The sequence below is a fragment of the Clostridium sp. DMHC 10 genome (assembly GCF_001270375.1).
GTDB classification, from domain to species: Bacteria; Bacillota; Clostridia; order Clostridiales; family Clostridiaceae; genus Clostridium_S; species Clostridium_S guangxiense.
This window is the reverse complement of the sequence record NZ_LGVB01000010.1, coordinates 112,108-132,540: the sequence shown is the minus strand read 5'-3', so window position 1 is coordinate 132,540 and position 20,433 is coordinate 112,108. Positions and strand designations below refer to the sequence as shown.

The 20,433-nt window shown below is 30.5% G+C and carries 15 protein-coding genes and 4 pseudogenes; 5 read left to right on the top strand and 14 right to left on the bottom strand.

Annotation, left to right across the window (positions count from 1 at the left end):
- Positions 1 to 294: 294 nt before the first annotated feature.
- From AGR56_RS01430 to AGR56_RS01395, 8 genes and pseudogenes are all read right to left on the bottom strand, one after another.
- Complete coding sequence (locus AGR56_RS01430) at positions 295 to 711, bottom strand: thioesterase family protein (protein WP_053240844.1); 417 nt, start codon at positions 709 to 711, stop codon at positions 295 to 297.
- Between the two features lie 22 nt (positions 712 to 733).
- Entirely contained in the window at positions 734 to 1,705 is a 972-nt protein-coding gene (locus AGR56_RS01425; RefSeq protein WP_053240843.1) for a LacI family DNA-binding transcriptional regulator, read from the bottom strand.
- 284 nt (positions 1,706 to 1,989) lie between these two features.
- Positions 1,990 to 2,946, bottom strand: coding sequence for a sugar kinase (locus AGR56_RS01420; protein WP_053240842.1), 957 nt, complete (start codon positions 2,944 to 2,946; stop codon positions 1,990 to 1,992).
- 20 nt (positions 2,947 to 2,966) lie between these two features.
- A pseudogene (locus AGR56_RS01415) lies at positions 2,967 to 4,648 on the bottom strand (alpha-glucosidase).
- 16 nt (positions 4,649 to 4,664) lie between these two features.
- The gene (locus AGR56_RS01410; RefSeq protein ID WP_053240841.1) at positions 4,665 to 5,492 is read right to left on the bottom strand and encodes a carbohydrate ABC transporter permease; all 828 of its coding nucleotides are present in this window, start codon (positions 5,490 to 5,492) and stop codon (positions 4,665 to 4,667) included.
- The gene (locus AGR56_RS01405; protein WP_198149895.1) at positions 5,492 to 6,385 is read right to left on the bottom strand and encodes a sugar ABC transporter permease; all 894 of its coding nucleotides are present in this window, start codon (positions 6,383 to 6,385) and stop codon (positions 5,492 to 5,494) included. The genes AGR56_RS01410 and AGR56_RS01405 overlap by 1 nt, the downstream gene beginning before the upstream one ends.
- 176 nt (positions 6,386 to 6,561) lie before the next feature.
- Positions 6,562 to 7,857 carry an ABC transporter substrate-binding protein gene (locus AGR56_RS01400; RefSeq protein WP_053240839.1) on the bottom strand — a complete coding sequence of 432 codons (1,296 nt, stop codon included), beginning with the start codon at positions 7,855 to 7,857 and terminating at the stop codon, positions 6,562 to 6,564.
- A gap of 166 nt (positions 7,858 to 8,023) precedes the next feature.
- Complete coding sequence (locus tag AGR56_RS01395) at positions 8,024 to 8,800, bottom strand: alpha/beta fold hydrolase (RefSeq protein WP_053240838.1); 777 nt, start codon at positions 8,798 to 8,800, stop codon at positions 8,024 to 8,026.
- Positions 8,801 to 9,042: 242 nt separating this feature from the next.
- Here AGR56_RS01395 and AGR56_RS01390 point away from each other — a divergent pair, with 242 nt between their 5' ends.
- Positions 9,043 to 9,780, top strand: a complete 738-nt coding sequence (locus AGR56_RS01390; protein WP_053240837.1) for a GNAT family N-acetyltransferase — start codon at positions 9,043 to 9,045, stop codon at positions 9,778 to 9,780.
- 259 nt (positions 9,781 to 10,039) lie between these two features.
- On the opposite strand, the gene AGR56_RS01385 is transcribed toward AGR56_RS01390, so the two are convergent.
- The gene (locus tag AGR56_RS01385) at positions 10,040 to 11,320 is read right to left on the bottom strand and encodes an MATE family efflux transporter (RefSeq protein WP_053240836.1); all 1,281 of its coding nucleotides are present in this window, start codon (positions 11,318 to 11,320) and stop codon (positions 10,040 to 10,042) included.
- Positions 11,321 to 11,506: 186 nt separating this feature from the next.
- Between AGR56_RS01385 and AGR56_RS01380 the strand changes: the two genes are divergently transcribed.
- The 3 genes from AGR56_RS01380 (at position 11,507) to ytaF (ending at position 13,356) form a co-directional block, all read left to right on the top strand.
- On the top strand, positions 11,507 to 11,743 hold the full coding sequence (locus AGR56_RS01380; protein WP_053240835.1) for a hypothetical protein: 237 nt from the start codon (positions 11,507 to 11,509) through the stop codon (positions 11,741 to 11,743).
- 109 nt (positions 11,744 to 11,852) lie between these two features.
- Complete coding sequence (locus AGR56_RS01375; RefSeq protein WP_053240834.1) at positions 11,853 to 12,665, top strand: amidase domain-containing protein; 813 nt, start codon at positions 11,853 to 11,855, stop codon at positions 12,663 to 12,665.
- 73 nt (positions 12,666 to 12,738) lie between these two features.
- Positions 12,739 to 13,356, top strand: coding sequence for a sporulation membrane protein YtaF (gene ytaF, locus AGR56_RS01370; protein WP_053240833.1), 618 nt, complete (start codon positions 12,739 to 12,741; stop codon positions 13,354 to 13,356).
- A 171-nt stretch (positions 13,357 to 13,527) separates the two neighbouring features.
- Here ytaF and AGR56_RS01365 read toward each other — a convergent pair.
- Positions 13,528 to 15,758: pseudogene (locus AGR56_RS01365) on the bottom strand (alpha-galactosidase).
- Positions 15,759 to 15,880: 122 nt separating this feature from the next.
- Here AGR56_RS01365 and AGR56_RS01360 point away from each other — a divergent pair.
- A complete protein-coding gene (locus AGR56_RS01360; protein ID WP_053240832.1) occupies positions 15,881 to 16,738 on the top strand; it encodes a response regulator transcription factor in 858 nt (285 codons plus the stop codon).
- 61 nt (positions 16,739 to 16,799) lie between these two features.
- Here the strand turns inward: AGR56_RS01360 and AGR56_RS01355 are convergent, their stop codons facing one another.
- The 4 genes and pseudogenes from AGR56_RS01355 to AGR56_RS01340 all read right to left on the bottom strand — a co-directional run bounded on the left by AGR56_RS01355 (position 16,800) and on the right by AGR56_RS01340 (position 20,420).
- The gene (locus AGR56_RS01355; protein WP_053240831.1) at positions 16,800 to 17,339 is read right to left on the bottom strand and encodes a hypothetical protein; all 540 of its coding nucleotides are present in this window, start codon (positions 17,337 to 17,339) and stop codon (positions 16,800 to 16,802) included.
- 25 nt (positions 17,340 to 17,364) lie between these two features.
- On the bottom strand, positions 17,365 to 18,462 hold the full coding sequence (locus AGR56_RS01350) for a hypothetical protein (RefSeq protein ID WP_053240830.1): 1,098 nt from the start codon (positions 18,460 to 18,462) through the stop codon (positions 17,365 to 17,367).
- Positions 18,449 to 19,183: pseudogene (locus tag AGR56_RS01345) on the bottom strand (ABC transporter ATP-binding protein). The gene AGR56_RS01350 and the pseudogene AGR56_RS01345 overlap by 14 nt, the downstream one beginning before the upstream one ends.
- Before the next feature lie 456 nt (positions 19,184 to 19,639).
- Positions 19,640 to 20,420 (bottom strand): annotated as a pseudogene (locus tag AGR56_RS01340) (ribonuclease HII).
- Positions 20,421 to 20,433: the final 13 nt, after the last annotated feature.

Sequence of the window (20,433 nt, the reverse complement as noted above, 5' to 3'; positions counted from 1 at the left end):
GCACATTGTATTTTTCACTAGCGCTTTGCTCGTTTGCCAACGGTTCACCTATAAGTATATCAAGAAACTTTTTTAACATTTTTATCCTCCTTAGAAACACAACCAAACAGTGTTAATCTAATATGTATATGTAGACTATTATAATCCTTTTAATTATAATATCAATTATAATTTATAAAATTTTAACATTTTAATAATACATTAAAATAATATCCTTTACAAATGATAATTTGTCTACTAAAAAAGAGATTTTCTTATTAATTTATCAATTTCAATGTGATTTTAATAATTTATCTACTTTAAAGCACACATTTTATTCCATATTTCGGTATATCTTTTTTTTAAATTGACTATCCTAAAGCTATCTTTATCTACAAAAGTTTGTGTTGTTTCTCCTTCTGCAATTGCCTTATTATCATTTTTTCTTATGACATCGTACTTTAATACAACTTTAACAGGAGAAATTTCTTTTAATGAAGTTTCAATAATAAGCTCATCTGCATATTTTGCTCCCTCATGATATTTACACCTAGTTTCTACTATAGGCATTATTATGCCCATATCTTCCAAATCCTTATACATAATTCCTGCTTCTTTAATAAAATCTTCTCTTGCAACCTCAAAATATATATAATAATTAGAATGATAAACTATTCCCATTTTATCTGTTTCAGCATATCTAACTTTTATATTTGTAACACTCTTAAACATATTTTCTCCTCTTCTCCAACTTTTATGTAGTCTTACGCTCTATTAATTTTATAGGTAAAATATTTTCTGTTTTAACATCTTTGCCATTAATTTGATCTATAAGAAGCTTTACAGCCATTTTACCCATTTCTTCAAGTGGCTGCCTAATAGTGGTTATCTGTGGAACTATTAAAGACGCAATATCAATGTCATCATAGCCTACTATCTTTAAATCCTTTGTTATTTCTTTACCAATAGAATTAGCCACCTGTATAACAGATGCTGCTATCATATCACTACTAGCAAATATGCCATCTATATCAGGATGTTCTTCAAATATATTGCGTACCAGTTTTATATAATTTTCAAAAGTATCCAGTTTGGTTTGTTTTACTACAAAATCTACTTTTTCTTCTTTCACAATATCTATAAATGCATTATATCTTTTATTGGCTGGAGTGTTAAGTTCAAGTGTACCACTTATATGTGCAAGCTTTTTACAGCCTTTCTTAATTAAAAGCTTTGTAGCTAAAGACCCACCTTTGTAGTTATCCGATGTTATAAATGGTATATTGCCAGAAAGATTTCTATCAAAAGTAATTATAGGCAACTTCTGTTTTGAATATTCCGATGTTTCAAGTGTATGGCTCCCCATTATTATTCCATCAACTTGATTTCTTTTAAGCATATTTATATAGTCTTTCTCCTTAATCTTATCCTTATATGAATTGCATAGTAATATCTTATATCCATTCTCATATGCATAGTATTCAATATAATTAGTAAGTTTAGCAAAAAACGGGTGCGATACATCTGGAATTATAAGTCCTATAATATTGGATTTTTTTCTATACAAGGATCTTGCTACCTCATTAGGCTGATAGTTAAGATTCTCCATAGCATCATTAACTTTTTTTCTTGTTTCCTCACTTATGTACCCTTTATTGTTAAGTACTCTTGAAACCGTTGTGACTGCTACGCCTGCTAGCTGAGCCACATCCTTAATCGTTGCCATAAAAACACTCCCTAAATATAAGTTAAAATACACTTAATTATATAATATTGAAACAAACTTGTCTATTAAAATTACATTTATGTGAAATAGTTCTATACAGCATTTTTTCTAGGATTATATGAACAAAAATTATCTATATAAAACTATAGAGAAACTAGTATAAGTATATTATGCATATTGTAAAAAAATATTTGTCTTTACCTTTTTACAAAACACATTTTTAAACCTATACTAATTTCTCTTTACTTATAAATCTATCATTTAAATAATTTTGGGGTATTTTACTATAAATTATACATATCTTTTACCTTTTCAATCGTTGGAAATTCTACCACAGCTCCAGTGTATTTGAGTTTATAGGCACTTACCGCAAATCCAAGCTCTAATGCTTTTTTAATATTATAGCCTTTTATTATAGCTGTATAAAACCCAGACCAAAATGCATCCCCTGCTCCTGTAGTATCAACCACTTCAGTTGCTAATGTATTAAATCTTACAGTTTCATTTCCATTTGAAGCTATTGCTCCATCTTCGCCAAGTGTCATTACTACAAACTTTGCACCAAGCTCAAGAAATTTATTCACTTGATTTTCAGGCGTATCGCTTCCAAATATTCTTTCTGCATCATCCTCTGACGGTTTTATAATATCAACTTTTGAAATTATGTCTTTTACATATTCCGTTCCATCTTCATTCTTGTCCCAAATCATTTTGTGATAATTAGGATCAAACCCAATAATAATATCATTCTTTCTACACTCTTCAATAATTCTAAGTATAGTTTCTCTAGAATGTTTTCTTGAAATAGGCCAGCAGGAAAAATGTACAATTTTTGATTTCCTTACAATCTCAGCTATTTTAGAACTAAAATGCAAATGATAATCTGCTCCTCTATAAAATATTGGTATAGGAGTAGCCTTACTTTTAGTTACTAAAACTAAACTTGTTGAATAATCCACCATATCAACATAATCAGTGCTAATATCTGCATTTTCAAGCTTTTTTATCAAAAACTTTCCCAGATTATCCTTTCCAACTGCTGAAACAACACATGAATTTATTCCTAATTTCTTTACATTCATTGCTATATTGGCAGGTGATCCTCCAAAAAACTTATTATAACTATCAGATTGAAATTCCTCTCCATATTCTGCTGATATCATATCAATCAAAAGTTCCCCTACAGTAAGAACATCATTTTCTTTTTCTTTAAACATTATATTATCTTCAAATTTAAACATTTCTTCCACCACTTTACCATTTATTGTTGAAGCATATAAACTCTACATTCATATGGTTTTAATTTTATTTTTTCTATTGTGCTATCATCTTCATCATAATTGCCAATTACCTTTTCAAAAGAAGAGTATCTGATATTTTCTGGCAGGCAGAATATTGGTTCGCTTTTAGTAAAGTTACATATAACGAGCAATTTTTATCATTTAATGTTCTTGTATATGCATATATTTTTTATCGTCTTCTAAAATCAAGTCATATCTACCATATACAACTATTTCATTTTCTCTTCTTATTTTTATTAATTTTCTATAATAATTAAATATAGAGTTTGGGTCATTTATTTGGCTTTCAACATTTATTTTTTTATATCTAGGATTTAATTTTATCCATGGCGTAGCTTCTGAATTTGTAAACCCTGCATTTTCGCCACTGCTCCATTGCATTGGAGTGCGTGCATTATCTCTTGAAAGCTCATGAAGATAATGCATAAAGTTATCTTTATCTCTACCTTTTACTTCAACTTCTTCTCTATAACGATTTATAGCACTTATATCTCTATAATCTTCTATAGTTTCAAAATGAACATTAGTCATTCCTATTTCTTCACCTTGATATATATAAGGGGTTCCCTGCTGCATATGAAGACATGTGCCTAGCATTTTCGCTGATTTTTCCCAGTACTCTTTGTCATTTCCAAACCTCGATACAACTCTTGCTTGATCGTGATTATTCCAGTAAAGACTGTTCCATCCACCATTTTCAAGGCCTTTTTGCCACTTTGTAAGTACTTTCTTTAGCTTTATTAAATCAAATGGTTCTTTTGTAGCTTTTGATTCATCCCTATCAATATCCATATGTTCAAATTCAAATACCATATTTAATTCTTTTCTATCTTCTCCAACATACTTCATAGCAATTTCAGGGGTTACAAGGGGTGTTTCTCCAACAGTCATTATGTCATACTTGCTCAAAACTTTTGCATTTAACTCTTTAAGGTATTCATGAACCCTTGGTCCATTCATTATTATAGGATCTTTATCTCCATAGAGGCTTTCCTCTGCTTTTACTCCATCTGGAAAGGCCTGATCTTTAGAAATCATATTTATAACATCCATCCTAAATCCATCAATACCTTTATCAAGCCAGAACTTCACAAGCTCTTGAACTTCTTTTCTAACTTCTGGGTTTTCCCAATTTAAATCTGGTTGCTTCTTTGAAAAACAATGTAAAAATACATGTCAGTATTTTCATCATATTCCCATGCAGAGCCAGCAAAAGCCCCTCCCCAATTATTTGGTGCTTTTCCATCCCTAGGATCTTTCCATATATAGTAATCTCTATATTTATTATCTTTAGATTTTCTACTCTCAATAAACCATTTATGCTCATCTGAAGTATGGTTAACCACTAGATCCATAAGGATTTTGATATCTCTTTTATGGGCTTCTTTAAGCAATTTATCAAAATCCTCCATAGTCCCAAATTCATCCATTACATCTCTATAATCACTTATGTCATATCCATTATCATCATTAGGTGATTTATATATAGGCAAAGCCATATTACGTTAGCTCCCAATAGCTTAATATAATCCAATTTTTCTGTTATGCCTTTTAAATCTCCTATTCCATCTCCATTTGTATCTTTAAAGCTTCTTGGATATATCTCATAAACTACACTTTCTTTCCACCAAACTTTTGCCACATTATCACCTCCAGCGTTATTTTATGGATCCTTGAAGTACTCCATTTATAATGTGTTTTTGCAAGAATAAGTAAACTACTATTACGGGGATAATAGTGAGCATAAGTCCTGCCATTGACAAACCATAATCAACTGTATAAGTTCCATAGAAGTAATAAGTTGAAAGTGGTAATGTTCTCTGATCTGGAACCATAAGTACTAGAGAAGGTAATAAGAAGTCATTCCATATCCATAATATATCAAGTATTAATATTGTCATTGTGGTTGGTTTAAGTAATGGAAATACTATTTTCCAAAATGTTTGAAGCTGTGAGCATCCATCTATCATAGCTGCTTCCTCGAGCTCTTTAGGTATACTTTTTATAAATCCATGATACATAAATACGGCAAGAGCTACTCCAAATCCAAGATACATATATATGAGACCCCATTTACTATTTAGCATGTTAATAGAACCATATATCTTAACAAGAGGTATCATTATTCCCTGAAACGGTATTATCATAGATGCAACCATCATTAGAAAAATAGCATTGTTGAATTTCCAATTTCTTCTTGCAAGTATATATGCTGTCATAGATGATAGAACAACTATAAGTACAACACTAACAGAAGTTACTATTAATGAGTTCACAAATCCATGCATATAATCCATTTTTTCAAATGCACTTACATAGTTTGCAAAACTTATTTTCTTTCCTAATTTCAATGGATTAATCAAAATCTCCGCATTGCTTTTTAATGAATTGAATAGTACAAATAAAAATGGAACTAAATAAGCAAATAATAAAACCGCAAGAATAATTGTTTTTATAATATTTGCTATAAGTTTCTGCTTCTTCATTAGCTTTCCACCTCCATTTTTTTACTGAAGTAAACCTGAGCTACTGTTATAACTGCAACCATTAAGAATAAGAAGAATGCCTGAGCTTGCCCTACGCCGTATTGTTGAGATAAGAATGCCTTTTGGTAAACTGTCATAGCTACCATTTGAGTTGCACCATAAGGTCCTCCCTTTGTAAGTGACAAGTTTACATCATATATCATGAAACATCTTTGAAGAGATAAGAATACACATATAGTAAAGGATGGAATCATCATTGGAAGTACTATACTTCTCATTTTTCTAAAGCTAGTTGCTCCATCTATATCTGCGGCTTCCAATATATCCTTTGGAACTCCCATAAAACCTGCTATATAAATAATCATCATATATCCGGAATATTGCCATATTCCAACTATTACTAATGTCCAAAATGCTTTTTTAGGATCAGCAAGCCATGAAGATGAAAATATAGCAAGGTGAGCAGTTTTTCCTATATAAACAAGTACATTAGAGAAAATAAACTGCCATACATAACCAAGCAAAATTCCTCCAATAAGATTAGGTGTAAAGAAACCGCTTCTAAATATATTTTGTCCCTTTACTCCACTTGTTAAAATATAAGCCAATAAAAAACCAATTGCATTAGTAAGTATTACAGTAAAAAATACATATTTTAATGTTAATAAAAACGATGTCCAAAAAACCTTATCTTTAAAAACTTCTAAATAGTTTTTAGCTCCAACCATTGAATGAGTAGAAGAAATACCATTCCAGTCAGTAAAGGTTAAGTATATACCAAATATAAATGGTAGTATGATTACGGTAAAAAATATGAATGTAGTTGGTCCTGCAAATACTAAATACGTTTTTAACTTTCCTAAAAAACTTTTTTCTTGATTCACATTTACCATCCTTTCCTTTATAAGATTTATAGGTGATTTTAATTATTTTGAATATATAGTTTTATTTAAATTGGGGCTTTGAGAGATTTACCCTAAAAAAATGGAAAGGGCATAAAGCCCTTTTCATTTTGGTAATGTTTCTACCGAAGTAAGCTTAGTAATGCTTATCCTCTATTTTTTACAACTTATTTTACAGTTTTCCAATATTCCTGAATTTCATTAGCTAAGGCTGCTTTGTCAGTTTTATTAGCAAGATACTTCTGCATAGCTGCTCCAACTTTTGTTCCATGATCAGAAGGTAAAACTGTCATGAATTCTATTGTGTTTTTGCTAGTCATATGCTCTTTAATTGATTTTGACAAAGGATCATCAGGTGCTTCTGTTATATTTTTAAATGCAGTAATTACGCTAGCTTTCTTTACTAAAATATCTTCGCCATCTTTATTGTATACTAACCAATTTAAAAATTTCTTAGCTGCTGCTTGTTGATCTGCATTATTGTTTACTTTGTCTACGCCTATATATTTTGTAACACCTACTGCAATTCCGCTGTTACCATAATCATCAGCATTGTTACTTATAGGAACTGGTATGAATCCAAAATCTTTATTGTCACCTGAGAATTGTTTAACTTGTGGCCAAGCCCAGTTTCCCATGAACCAGAAACCAACCTTACCTTCTCCAATATATTGTTGATCTTTTTCATAAGTAGCTGCTAATGCATCTGACTTATCTATGTTGTATTTTTTCAATACATCAAGAGTGCCTAATAATCCGGTAAATTGTTTGTTTTGAGTTAAATTAACTTTTCCTGCTTTTAAATCATCTAAGAATTTAGCATTTTCCTTGGAGTCTTTAGATTGTGTTGCATATGCTGTTCCAAAGAAATGCGAACCAAGTGACCAATCCATTGGTGAAACAGCAACTGCTGATACTCCTGTAGCTTGTACTTTCTTAAATGCATCTTCTAAATCATTAGTTGTTTTTATCTTTGTTGGATCTACTCCTGCTTTATCAAGCACCTTCTTGTTATATATAATGCCGTCACCTTCTACTGTAAGTGGAAATCCCATTACCTTTCCATCAAGCTTAACAGTATCAAGACTTCCCTCTTGTGCATCTTTGACCCATTTTTCATTAGATAAATCTGCAAATTTATCTTTAAATTTTATAACATCTCCTGGATCAACTATTGCTAACGCTGGTGCATTTTGTGAAGAATACATTGTACTCAATTTTTCAAATGGTGACTGACCAGCTGAACATGCAACAACATCTATTGTTATATTAGGGTTAGCTTTTGAAAAAGTTTTTACAGCTTCTTCTAATTGTGATTGAATTTCTCCTTTTGAGTTCATAATACTTATTTTAACTTTCTTTGACGAACCTGAACCACTACTGCTACTACTACCACAACCTGCTAATAGACCACCTGTAATTGTAACTGCAGCTAATAACGATAATATTTTTTTACACTTCATGTTTTTTCCCCCCACAATATTTTAATCAATTTGATGTAAACATTTACTTGATGATTTTATTATATACGATTGTATTTAATGTGTCAACCGTTTTCATATAAATTTTTATAAATATTATCCGTTTCCATATGTGCAATTATACATATGGAAAAAAATTGATTTATCTTTATTCACATGACAATTGTTGTTGAAAAAACAACTTAATTACATTTCGCAGTTCTTCTCTTTGTCCAATTGTCTCATAACCATGAGATGCATTTTCTATAATATGCACTTTAACCTTTTCGTAGTCCTGTGCATATTTTATTGAGTATTCATACGGCACTATTGTATCACTTTTACCGTGAATAATAAGTACGTTATTTTTATAAGTAGATATGCTATCAGAAATATTAAGATTTCTAATATCATCAATAAATCCTCTACCCACTTTATTTCCCCTAATATCCATATATCCATACTTGTCTATATCCTCTAAACTAATTTCTATTAGAGCTTTCTTCTTTACAATGTCATCATAAAGAGAGAATCCTGGTGAACATAGACACATTGCTTTAATATCTGACTGTCTTTGCGGAGCTAAAAGACTAGCTATTAATCCCCCCAGACTGTAACCAAGCAAACCAATTCTACGTGAATCAATAAAATCTAAACTTTTTACAAAATCTAATATTGTCTTACCATCTTCAATTTCAGATTGCAAACACATATCTTCAAATTTTCCATCACTTTCTCCACTACCAGCGAAGTCAAATCTAACGCTTGCTATTCCATTTTCCTCTAGTTCTTTTGATATTCCTGTAAAAATCCCGCCCTCCATCCTATTTCCTGTAAATCCATGGAACATTATTACCGCAGGAACTTTACTGCTTATTCCCTCTGGTTTATGTATCATTGCTCTTAAAATGTAATTTTCCCTTTGACATTCTCCATAAATCTGCACATTTACCACATCCTTTAATTAATCATGATTTAATAAATTTCTATTGAAAACCTTTACTTTAATTTATTATATATGCTTTAAAAATATGTGTCAACCGTTTTCATATAGTAATTGCTGTTATTAAACATAAACCGCCCTGAAGCTTAAAATTTATTTCCAAATGGCTTTTCCAACTTTTTCAAATTTATTGTTAATTTCATTCTATTGTGCTATCATATTGAATTATAAGGTGGTGGTAATTTATGATAAACATAATTCCAGATCGTCAGCTAAAAAAAATAAATTATTACTGGCAGGATATTTTGGATTATAACACTCATGATAAAACCTATGCATCTCAAATAACTCCAGATAATAAATTAAGCAAATCAAATAAAATTTTTATATATAATATAAATCAAAGGTCATTTTTAAAAGTCGATCCTTTTCTTCATGATGAAATAAGTAAATTCATAGAAGATCATTATTCTTACAAAACTGTTGATATAAACTGCTTTGTAAAAGGATATGGAGATAATGTATCCAATGTTGATATTAACTATATTTATTATCTTTCTGATAGTAGTTTAATACATGATATATTTGATTCTAGATATCTGATAAGACCCCTTACTTTTTCAGACGAGAAATTGTTTGAAAATTTCAAACATAATTGTTCTAAAGAAGATTTTCAAGCAGTCCAAATTGGATTATCTGCCCCTTTAATTTTAGGATGTTTTTACAATAATGATTTAGTTGCAGTAGCAAGCCTATTGTATTTAAAGAATACTATTGCAGATATAAAACTTATTACTCTACCAGAATATAGAAAAATGGGTATTGGAAAACTTCTTTTAAAATCACTTTGCTTTAATGGACTTTCTCAAAATAAAATACTCCAATTTAAATTTTCTAAAGATAACATAGCTTTAAAAAAGATAGCTGAACTTCTTGGCTTTAAATTATATGTTGTAGAGGAAAGCTTTACGCTTAAAAAATAACAGCATTTGAATACATTAAATAAAATTTGTAAATTACACTATTGCCTTTTCAAAACATATCTTGGAGGAGAACCGTACTCTTGCTCTCCTTCAAATATAGAAGGATAATGGGCTTCGCCCAAACCTCGTGTATTATAGCGAGTGCTTAACATTTTGTTTTAGAAGGATAATGGGCTTCGCCCAAACCTCGTGTATTATAGCGAGTGCTTAACATTTTGTTTTAGAAGGATAATGGGCTTCGCCCAAACCTCGTGTATGATTATATTCTCATTCGTTTAATTTTAATGGTAAAGCATATAAAAAGCGCCATTCCATCAAAAACCCATTCTATAAGCGTAATCCACCAAACATAATATATAGGTCTTTTTAAAATATAAATAAAGATAAAAGTAAGTGGAAGTCTTATTACACATGATGATATAAACGTAACAATAAAAGGTGTTTTTGTATCTCCCATTCCTTTAAGTGCACCAGAAAAATTCATAGATAATGCTATAGCTGGTTGCTCGAATGCACCTATAGCAAGACATATAGATGCGTAATATATGATTTTCTCTTCACTTATAAAAAAACCAACAAGGAAATGAGAAAAGAATAAAAATATCACAGCAAAAAATGACATCATAAAAAAGGAGTAATAAAAACATTCGTAAGAACATTTCTTTAAAGCTTTAAAATTTCTTCTCCCGTAATTAATTCCTACAAGCGTGGTCACCGCTGCCCCAAAACCTGTACCAGGCATAAGAGACACTGCTTCTATTGAATTTGCAATTTCATTAGATGCAAAAGCCACAGTTCCAGCTCTCATTATTATGAATGTACATGCAAGCCTAGTTAAACTATACGCTGCTTCTTCACAAGAGGACGGTATTGATAATTTTAAGAGTTCAATTATTTTTCTCACCTTTATCTTAAATATTACATTTATATTTATAGCCTTAGGTACACGAGTGACATAATAATAATCTATAATGAATCCTAAAAATTGAGCCAAAACAGATGCTATTGAAACACTTAGTACAGATGATGTCCTAAATATGTTTGTAAATATAAATGTAAGATCAAATATCACTTTAAAAAATCCAACATATAAAGAAATTCTAAAAGGTTCCATAGAATTTCCATAACTTCTTAATATAGAATTTATAACATTAATATTCATACAAAAAAATAATGAAATCGAAAACATCTTAAGAACTTCACAAGTTTCTTTTAAATTTGCTCTTTTTACTCCTGATATAACAAGCATTTTTTGCACATTGAAAAAAATAATCGCTACTGTAATTGTTGATATTATTATTCCAAGTAAAAAACCCATCTCTGCATATTCTTTTGCCTTTATGTATTTTCTTGCACCATAACTCTGAGATGCCAAGGTCGTTATGCCTATGCATATACCTGTAAAAATAAAAATATTAAGGAAGGTATTATATATATTATTACATATTCCAAACTCTGAAACTTCACTTCCCCCTCCGTATTTCCCCACCAGCATCATATCTAAAATATATAAGAAATTATAAACTGTCAATTCTAACACTACTGGCAGCGATACATCTAAAACTTCTTTTATTATTTTTTATCCCTCACCATTTACCTACCAAAGTTATTGCTCATATTTTAAAATATATTAAATTTAAAATATTTAATTACTTTTTATAGTATTTTTAGTGCACTTTTTAGGAAATAATAATGTTTGTATATTAAATTTCAAGAGGTGGTTAATTTGAAAAAAAAGGCAAGAGTTATACTGATTTTAGGGCTTATATTTTGTACAATATTTCAAAATATATATACTCCTAAGATAAATGCAGTTGTAAAAAATCCAATTATAGGACCAAGTAAAGACAAAGATTATAAAGAAATAGCTAAAACCGAAATTGAAAAGATATATGGTTTAAGATCAAAAGCATTTACATCCTTAGATTTAAAAAAGTCTTGTTCCACTTTTCGACACCTCTAAAAACTACGGAAAATGGTCACTAGACCATGAAATTAAACGTATTAAATATTTATATGAATGGGGTTATAAAAGAAACATAAAATTTACAGATGTAGTCTCCTCTATAAATTTGAAAAGAGTTAAACATTCTGGCAATAAACTAAGTGTTTATTTAAATGAAGTACTAACATTTAACTATATGTACAAATCAGATCCAGATCCTGTTAATAATTCATTTTCTATTGGTTTGCGTCACAATATAGTTTTAATAAATAAAGAAGATAAGTGGGTCGTATATAATGATTGGTATACAGATTGCTTTGAAGATGCTTTAGATTTATACAATGGAGATTTAACAGTACCTGATACAAGTAAACTTAAAGCTTACAATATTGCAAATAGTCCTAAAAATGCGCAAGAAATGCTTTGGGGTAATGACAGAAGAATAAGGCTTGTTGAATATGCAGATAAATACTACCATAATTATAATAAGAAGTATATTGATTTCACAGGTATAGGAGGAGACTGCACAAATTTCGCCTCACAAGCTTTAAGCGATAAAGAAGGAGCTGCGCTTAAATTCAATGGAGGTTGGTATTGTTCCAAAGGACATGGAAGTAAAGCTTTTGTAAACACCGATGCTTTTAAAAATTACCTAATATATAGTGGAAGAGGTAGACTTATAAAAGTAGGAACTTTTGAAAATTTAGTTAAACAAACAGATTATTATCCTAATGGTGCTATTTCAAAATTAATCCCTGGTGATCTTGTAGCTTATGATAAGAAAAATAATATAGATCATTTTGCTATAGTTACTGGCTTTGATTCTCATGGATATCCCCTCATTAATTCTCATACAACAGATAGATATCACGTTCCATGGGATCTTGGCTGGGCTAACAGTAACATTAAGTTTCATCTTATACACACCAATTTGCACTAGCGAAATACTTTATGTAACTTAAACAATGATTGATGAATAGTATATTGTGTATCACTTTCAAAAGGGGAGTATTATGCAAATTTTTTCAGCAATACTATTTGTATTATCAGCTAGTACAGACAACTTTGTGGTTGGCTTATGTTATGGTATAAAAAAAATTAAAATAAATTTACCAATTAATTTACTCATAGCATTGATATCATCAATTGGAACAATTCTATCAATGGAACTAGGAAATATTATCGCTACTTTTGTACCTAATAACTTTACCAATATACTTGGGGGCAGCATTCTTATTTTAATAGGTCTTTGGGCTATGCTCAGCGAATTTAATGAAAACAAAAAATCCTCTAAAGCAGCTGAAAAAAATAGCCTATCAAATATAGAAGATATTCTTTCTAATCCAGAAAATGCAGATAAAGATACTTCTGGAAGCATAGATTTAAAAGAATCCTTTTCACTTTCTATTGCTCTTGCCTTAAATAATATGGGGCTTGGAATAGGCGCAAGCATAGCAGGGTTAAATATAATACTTACAACAATTTTAACTTTTTTTATAAGCATAATTACAATTTCCCTCGGTCTCACAGTGGGAAACAAATATTTATCACAAAAACTTGGTAAATATGCTGCTGTAATTTCAGGAATAATCATTATTTTGCTAGGAATTTATGAAATGCTAGCGAAGTAGCAGTATCTTAAGATGTTAAATGAAAACTATAAATCTAAGGCAATGATTATTAAAATACTTAGATATTTCAATCTGTCTGAGCTATAGCGAGTAAACATACACGAGGTTTTGGCTTTGCCAATTATCCTTCTATACATCAAGCAAGCACTTGCTTAAAATCACCACTTAGATTTATAGAATTTTTTTAATGTGACGAAGTATTGTTACTTCGCTCTTTATTTTCTTAAATCTCCACATTAAACTAGAAAAATCTTCTTTTATTATTGGTATACTAATACCTACATTCATAAGTTCATCTCCGTAAAATACCTCTTTTGTATCTATATTTTCATATAAAGCATTTTCATCTAATCCCTTAAATTTTAAAGTACGAATTACAGCAGCAGGCTGAGATAATATATTAAAATAGTAACCTACCATTTCTGATTTGTTCTTTGAAACAAAATTCCATGCTGCTTCATTTCTATCAAAAGGACTAAGTATTCTGTAAAAATCACCAAATTGAATAATCTCTCTTATTTCTTTATAGTTACTAACTTGAAGCTTTACAATTTCTTTTTCTTCTTTGGATAATTTAGTCAAATCAAGTTCATACCCTAAATTTCCAGACATAGCTACGTACCCTCTTGTATTTATAGGTGTTATTCTACCAACCTGATGATTTGGTACAGTGGATACATGAGCTCCGATAGAACTAGTTGGGTAAATCATGCTTGTGCCATATTGAATTTTAAGTCTACATACTGCATCGGTGTTATCACTCGCCCAAGTTTGAGGCATATAATAAAGCATACCAGCGTCAAATCTTCCACCGCCGCTAGAACAACTTTCAAATAATACATTTGGAAAACGTGATGTTATTTCCTCTAATACTTTGTACAGTCCAAGCATATAACGATGAGCCGTTTCTCTTTGCCTTTCTGGTGTAAGCACAGCTGAACCAACTTCCGTCATATGACGGTTCATATCCCACTTTACATAGCTAATAGGTGCACTATACAAAATTTTTTGATACCGCTTCAACAATATAATCACAAACATCATTTCTTGATAAATCTAACACAAGCTGACTTCTTCCAAAGGTATAAGGTCTATTAGGAACATGTATACACCAATCTGGATGTTTTCTATATAAATCACTATTTTGAGAAACCATCTCAGGTTCAAACCATAAGCCGAAATTCATTCCAATATTGTTAATGCGATTTGCTAAATCCTCAAGTCCATCTGGAAGTTTATTTTTATCAACCACCCAATCTCCAAGAGAACTAAAATCATCATCTCTTTTTCCAAACCACCCATCATCTAATACCATAAGTTCAATACCAAGCTTTTTAGCCTCAGTTGCAATTTCCATTATTTTATCAGCATTAAAGTTAAAATAAGTTGCCTCCCAATTATTAATTAAAATAGGTCTTACGCTATCACGAAATTTCCCTCTACACAAACGACTTTGATAAAGCTTATTATAAGTCCTTGACATATCCCCTAATCCATTGGATGAATACACCATTACAACTTCCGGAGTTTTAAAACTTTCATTTTGTTCTAATAACCATGAAAAATCAAAAGGATTTATTCCTATAGATACTCTTGTATTTTTAAACTGGTCAACCTGAGCAGCTGCCACAAAATTACCACTGTAAATAAAATTAAATGCGTACACTTCACCATAATCTTCATCTGCATTTTTTTCAAGAAGAGCTATAAAAAGGATCGTGCTGAGGACTACTTGAACCACGGCAGCTTTCAACAGTTTGAATGCCTGATACCAGTGGACGTCTATCCACATTTCTCTCATTAATATGAGCTCCATGAAATGTTAGCAAATCATATTCACTATCCCTAAAGTCTACACTAGCACTTAAAGCCTTAAGAATTTTGATCTTCTCATTTCCATTATTTTTAAACTCTGCAGAACGCGCAATGGCATTAAAATCTCTAAATACTGTATAACTTAAAATAACAGTTAATCCTATAAGTTTATCCTCCATAGTTATTTCAAGGGTTTTCGCTTCATCTTCACTTTCAGCATAAACTGCTGGCAACCCACGAAGCTTCTCTTTTCCATCATAAATTTCATGCTTAACATACCTAAGATCTGTAATTGTAGATCCATTTTCAAGCTGGAGCTGATATGCCGGGTTTCTAAAATCTCCATTTCCATAAGCTGGATACTCGTTAGGTATAGTATCTAATGAAAAAGTACGTTCACTACAATTGGGATTTGGTGAAAATCCTCTATCAACAAAAATAATTGGATTACTCTTATGATAAGTTTTAATTTTTCTTCCCCAATATAAATGAGTTAAATATCCACCTTCCACAACCTGCATAATATAACTCATATTTTTGCTTTGTAAATGAAATATCTTTTCTTTGTCATCAAAATATATATTCATAATTTTTCCTCCAATTAATCGTTTTCAATATATTCATAAATAATATATTGCTGTATAATATTTATATTAATTCAATTTTTATTACAGCACAAGAATAAAAAAAACAACTGGAGGGTAAAATATTGCTCAATAATTTAAAACAAACCTCAATAGGTTTTAACTTTATATCGCCAGTATCACTTTTGACAATTAGAGGCCTGGGATGGCAAACTGTTACTTCACATGATTACATATGGAATGGAAAATACCGTACTGATGAACACTGCCTTATACAATACACCTTAAGTGGAGAAGGTGAACTTGAATTTAATAATACTACCTATAAGCTAAAGCAAGGTGATGCTTTTATTGTAGAGATTCCAGGTTCTCACTGCTATAGGCTGCCAGAGCACTCAAACAGCTGGGAATTACTATATATACAATTTTCCAAAGAAGCTCTACCTTTCTGGAATCAGCTAATCGCTTTAACTGGGCCAGTATTTTCAATAAAAAATGATTCTTCTATAGAAAAATTAATGTGGAACATTTATGAAATGTCAGTAAATAATGACTTCCAAGATGTCTACCAATGCTCAAAGTATGCCTATGAATTAATAATGAACCTTATAAGCCATTTTCACAAAGAACAGGAATATAAGGTACTTCCATCAAGTATAGAAGTTTGCAAACAATTCATTAACCATCACTATAACACACAAATTGGTTTAGATGATATGGCAAAAGTGGCCCAAATTTCTAAATTTCACTTAACACGCAAATTTGAAAAAGAACTTGGCATTACGCCAAATAATTACTTGATTAAAATACGCCTAGAAAATTCAGTTAAACTTCTAACCTCGCAAAACAACTTAACTCTTGAGGACATAGCAAAAAATGTAGGCTTTTCATGTGCTAATTATTATGGAAAAGTTTTTAAAAAGAAATTTGGAGTTTCACCTGATGAATTTTCGCAGGAACAGCAATTCCTACGAAATAAATAGAGTTTTATCTGAAAAATAGATTTTATAAATCTTTATCAACATTTTTTAACATAGCTTAAATCTAATTTTCAAAATCAGTTAAAATATCTTCTCCCTTTTCACATATAATTTTATACAATGCGAAATCTATAACCGCATATACCAGTGAAAGTGATATAAATGTAGTAATAAGATTAAACTTTGAAAATACTACAATAGCAATAGTAGCAGCTCCCATAACAAGCGCAGGTATAACAGCAAATAAAACATTTAAATTTTGCTTAACAGCCTTTTGCTCATTATCCCATTCTAGTTTTGGCATCATTATATCAATTAAAATTCCTATTGTCGCTGAAAAAGCTATTCCAAACACTCCTAGAATTATGCATAATATTGCCAAATACATAGGAAGCTTCATTACTATGACTGCAGTAATTACAAAAAGTATATGTCCTCCCAATGCTATAATAATTCCTGAAAGTATCTTCGCTGTAATCTGCTGCTTATATGGAACAGGTATATACTTCATAATAAAAAAGTTATCTCCCTCTCTTGAAATTGAGGTACAAGTAACGCAATTCATAGCTCCAATAAATACGCCAAAAGCCGCTGCTATACTCATAATTATTGGATAATTTGAACTTCCATTAAAAAGACTTAATAACTGATCTTTTGATGGTCCATTTTTTTGCGAAGAACCAAAAAAACATTGGCATTATTATAATCAAAGGATATATTATATCTGGCATTACGCAATTTATAAAATAAGCAGGTGTCCTAACAAGCAATTTCAATTCCTTAATTGTATATGACATAACGACTGACTTTCTGCTAACCACCCTGGATAGCTCTTCCTTATTCATAGTTTTTCTCTTTGAACCGGATTCAGAAAGTCCTACAACTCCCTTTAAATAAAAAGCCTTGCTTAAACTCAAAATTATAACAAAGCTCAAAATATTTATTAATACAAAAATTATTAGCTGTAAAAAGCCATAAAAATTACTAGAATTAATAAGCGCATCGGCAGCAATTCTGCCACCAGGGAAAATACTTCCTATCTTTTTACTTAAGTTTCCTATATTATTTGAAAACTCACTTGAATTTCTACCATTCATTCCATTAGCAAATATATTAAATCCAAATGCAAATACAATTCCAATTATTCCAGCTAAAACTTTAAAAAGATCTTTACTTTTTGACAAATTTACTAATGGCATTATTACAATGCTTAACAAAAGTGCTACACACAGCGGTAATATAGGTAAAAAAGCCATAAGAATTACACTGTACACATAAAACAAAGGGTTTGCTGAAGAGTTAATTCCATATATAAGTGTACATGGTATTAAAATAATTCCCTCAATAAAATATTCGTATAAAAGTGTCACTACAAACTTACTTGCTATAATAGTTTCAGGTTTTATTGGAAGCGGCAGCAAGTAATCTATATCCTTTGAAAAATAAAATATATTCATTACATAAAATACACCAAAGAAAAAAATTACAAATGCCATACATGAATAGTTCAAAACTAAAAGCAATGATTGCATATTTACTGATCTCAAGCTTTTATATAATGGCAAATTAAGACTACCAATAGAGAAAGCTAAAATTACAAATAAAATTATTCCTAAAAATATTCTGTATACACTGCTATCTGACAATCCATTTTTTTTTCTTCCGCTTCTCATATCAGAGCCAAGCATAAGATATTTAGTTAGCACAAAAAATTTATTTATTTTCATCTTCCACCAACTCCAAAAACATTTTTTCAAGGGAACTCCCTTGCTCTTTAAGACTGTCCTTCATCTCAGCTATTGTGCCACAAAATACTATTTTACCTTTATTTATTATTGCAATTCTATCACAAACTTTTTCTGCAACCTCAAGAACATGTGTAGAAAAAGAAAACTGTCTTTCCACTATCAGCATGTTTTCTCATCATTTCCTTCAAATTATATGCAGCCTTAGGATCAAGCCCTGTAAGTGCTCATCTAATATCCATACACTGGGATCATGAATCAAAGCACCCATTACAACTATCTTTTGCCTCATGCCATGAGAATAACTTTGAATTCTATCACTTAAAGCACTTTCCATATCAAAGTATTTGCTTAAATCCTCAATTCTTTTTTGCCTTACTGAAGTTTCAACATCGTATATATCAGACATAAAGTTTAAATATTCTATTCCCTTGAGCCTCAAAAACATATCTGGACTATCTGGAACATATCCTATTTTCTTTTTAGCCTCCAAAGGTCTTTCATTTATATCTATATCATCTACCTTAATGCATCCAGAATCATTCTTTATTATACCCATAATCATCTTTATGGTTGTACTTTTTCCTGCACCATTAGGTCCTAAAAAACCAAATATCTCACCAGAATTTATGGTTAAATTTAAATCTTCAACTGCATTGGTTTTTCCATTGTAGGTTTTAGTTACATTAGTGAGTTCTATCATATTATTTTCCTCCATAAAACAAATTTAATAATTGTTATAGAAATTGTATAACAATAATAACAATATTTCAATATATATTTTATTTATTTTAAAAGTTTAAAAATAATGTGCAGTAAACGATTTATAATTATTGATATCACTATACTATAAATAGACAACTTGAAACTTTAAAATTGCAATCTCCAAATTTATCCTGATAAACTGGAAGTTGATTCAGAGCACAGAGTACAAAGTACAGAGTACAGTGAAGGTGGATTTACCTTTCGTTTCTCTCAGGTAAATCTTAGAACTTAATAGTGTCAGCTACGCTGAGTTTTACGTGCACAGCACCGTAAAACCCTTCACCTTTCGCATAGCGAAAACCTTAGTCTTTTAACAAACGAAGTGAGTTAAAACCCTTCACTATAGTGCTCGACAAATTCCAGTTTATCAGGATAAATTTGGAGATTGCAATTTTCAAGTTTCACGTTGTCTATCTATAATATTCTTCAAAAAGCTCATTCTATGTATTGGACAAATTCCATACTTTTTGATTGCTTCAATATGTTCTGTTGAACCATATCCAACATTATGTTCAAAACCATACTGCGGATATTTTTCAGCGTATTTATGCATTAAATTGTCTCTATATACCTTAGCTATAATAGAAGCACATGCTATACTTGCGCTTTTAGCATCGCCTTTGACAACAAAGTTATTTCGAATGTTTAATCCCTTAACCGCATAGCCATCTGATATTACTAAGGCTGGTTTTTTGTTTAATTTTGAGCAAGCAATTTTAAAGATTTCATTATTACACCATGCTATTCCTTTTTCGTCAATTTCCTTATTGTCCAATCCTGCAATTTCATAGCTTAATGCTTTTTCCTTTATAATTTCAGCCAATTCTTCTCTTTTTTTAGAAGATAACTTTTTAGAATCATTTATTCCAAGTATTATATCATCCTCTAATGCATTAAGGTCAAGCACAACAGCAGCTCCTACAATTGGTCCTGCAAGAGGGCCTCTTCCAACTTCATCTACACCAGCTATAATAATATCTCCAAAATTTTTATCAAAGCCATACATTCCCTGTACTCTTTTTATTTCTTTTTCTTTTTTATCTTTGTTTTTTAATATTTGTTTACCCAAATTACTTACATTTTTTCTGTGGTCTTTAATTAAAAAATCAGCTGTTTGAATGTTGCCCTACTTCATCTTTTAAAGACACATACTGCTTAATATCCTTAAAACTCATTTTTAGGAAATCC

What these genes read in the sequence shown, in the direction of transcription:
- AGR56_RS01430 (WP_053240844.1), bottom strand. Translation starts at nt 711, where the DNA reads ATGTTTAAGAGTGTTACAAATATAAAAGTTAGATATGCTGAAACAGAT.
- AGR56_RS01425 (WP_053240843.1), bottom strand. Translation starts at nt 1,705, where the DNA reads ATGGCAACGATTAAGGATGTGGCTCAGCTAGCAGGCGTAGCAGTCACA.
- AGR56_RS01420 (WP_053240842.1), bottom strand. Translation starts at nt 2,946, where the DNA reads ATGTTTAAATTTGAAGATAATATAATGTTTAAAGAAAAAGAAAATGAT.
- AGR56_RS01410 (WP_053240841.1), bottom strand. Translation starts at nt 5,492, where the DNA reads ATGAAGAAGCAGAAACTTATAGCAAATATTATAAAAACAATTATTCTT.
- AGR56_RS01405 (WP_198149895.1), bottom strand. Translation starts at nt 6,385, where the DNA reads ATGGTAAATGTGAATCAAGAAAAAAGTTTTTTAGGAAAGTTAAAAACG.
- AGR56_RS01400 (WP_053240839.1), bottom strand. Translation starts at nt 7,857, where the DNA reads ATGAAGTGTAAAAAAATATTATCGTTATTAGCTGCAGTTACAATTACA.
- AGR56_RS01390 (WP_053240837.1), top strand. Translation starts at nt 9,043, where the DNA reads ATGATAAACATAATTCCAGATCGTCAGCTAAAAAAAATAAATTATTAC.
- ytaF (WP_053240833.1), top strand. Translation starts at nt 12,739, where the DNA reads ATGCAAATTTTTTCAGCAATACTATTTGTATTATCAGCTAGTACAGAC.
- AGR56_RS01355 (WP_053240831.1), bottom strand. Translation starts at nt 17,339, where the DNA reads ATGAGTATAGCAGCGGCTTTTGGCGTATTTATTGGAGCTATGAATTGC.
- AGR56_RS01350 (WP_053240830.1), bottom strand. Translation starts at nt 18,462, where the DNA reads ATGAAAATAAATAAATTTTTTGTGCTAACTAAATATCTTATGCTTGGC.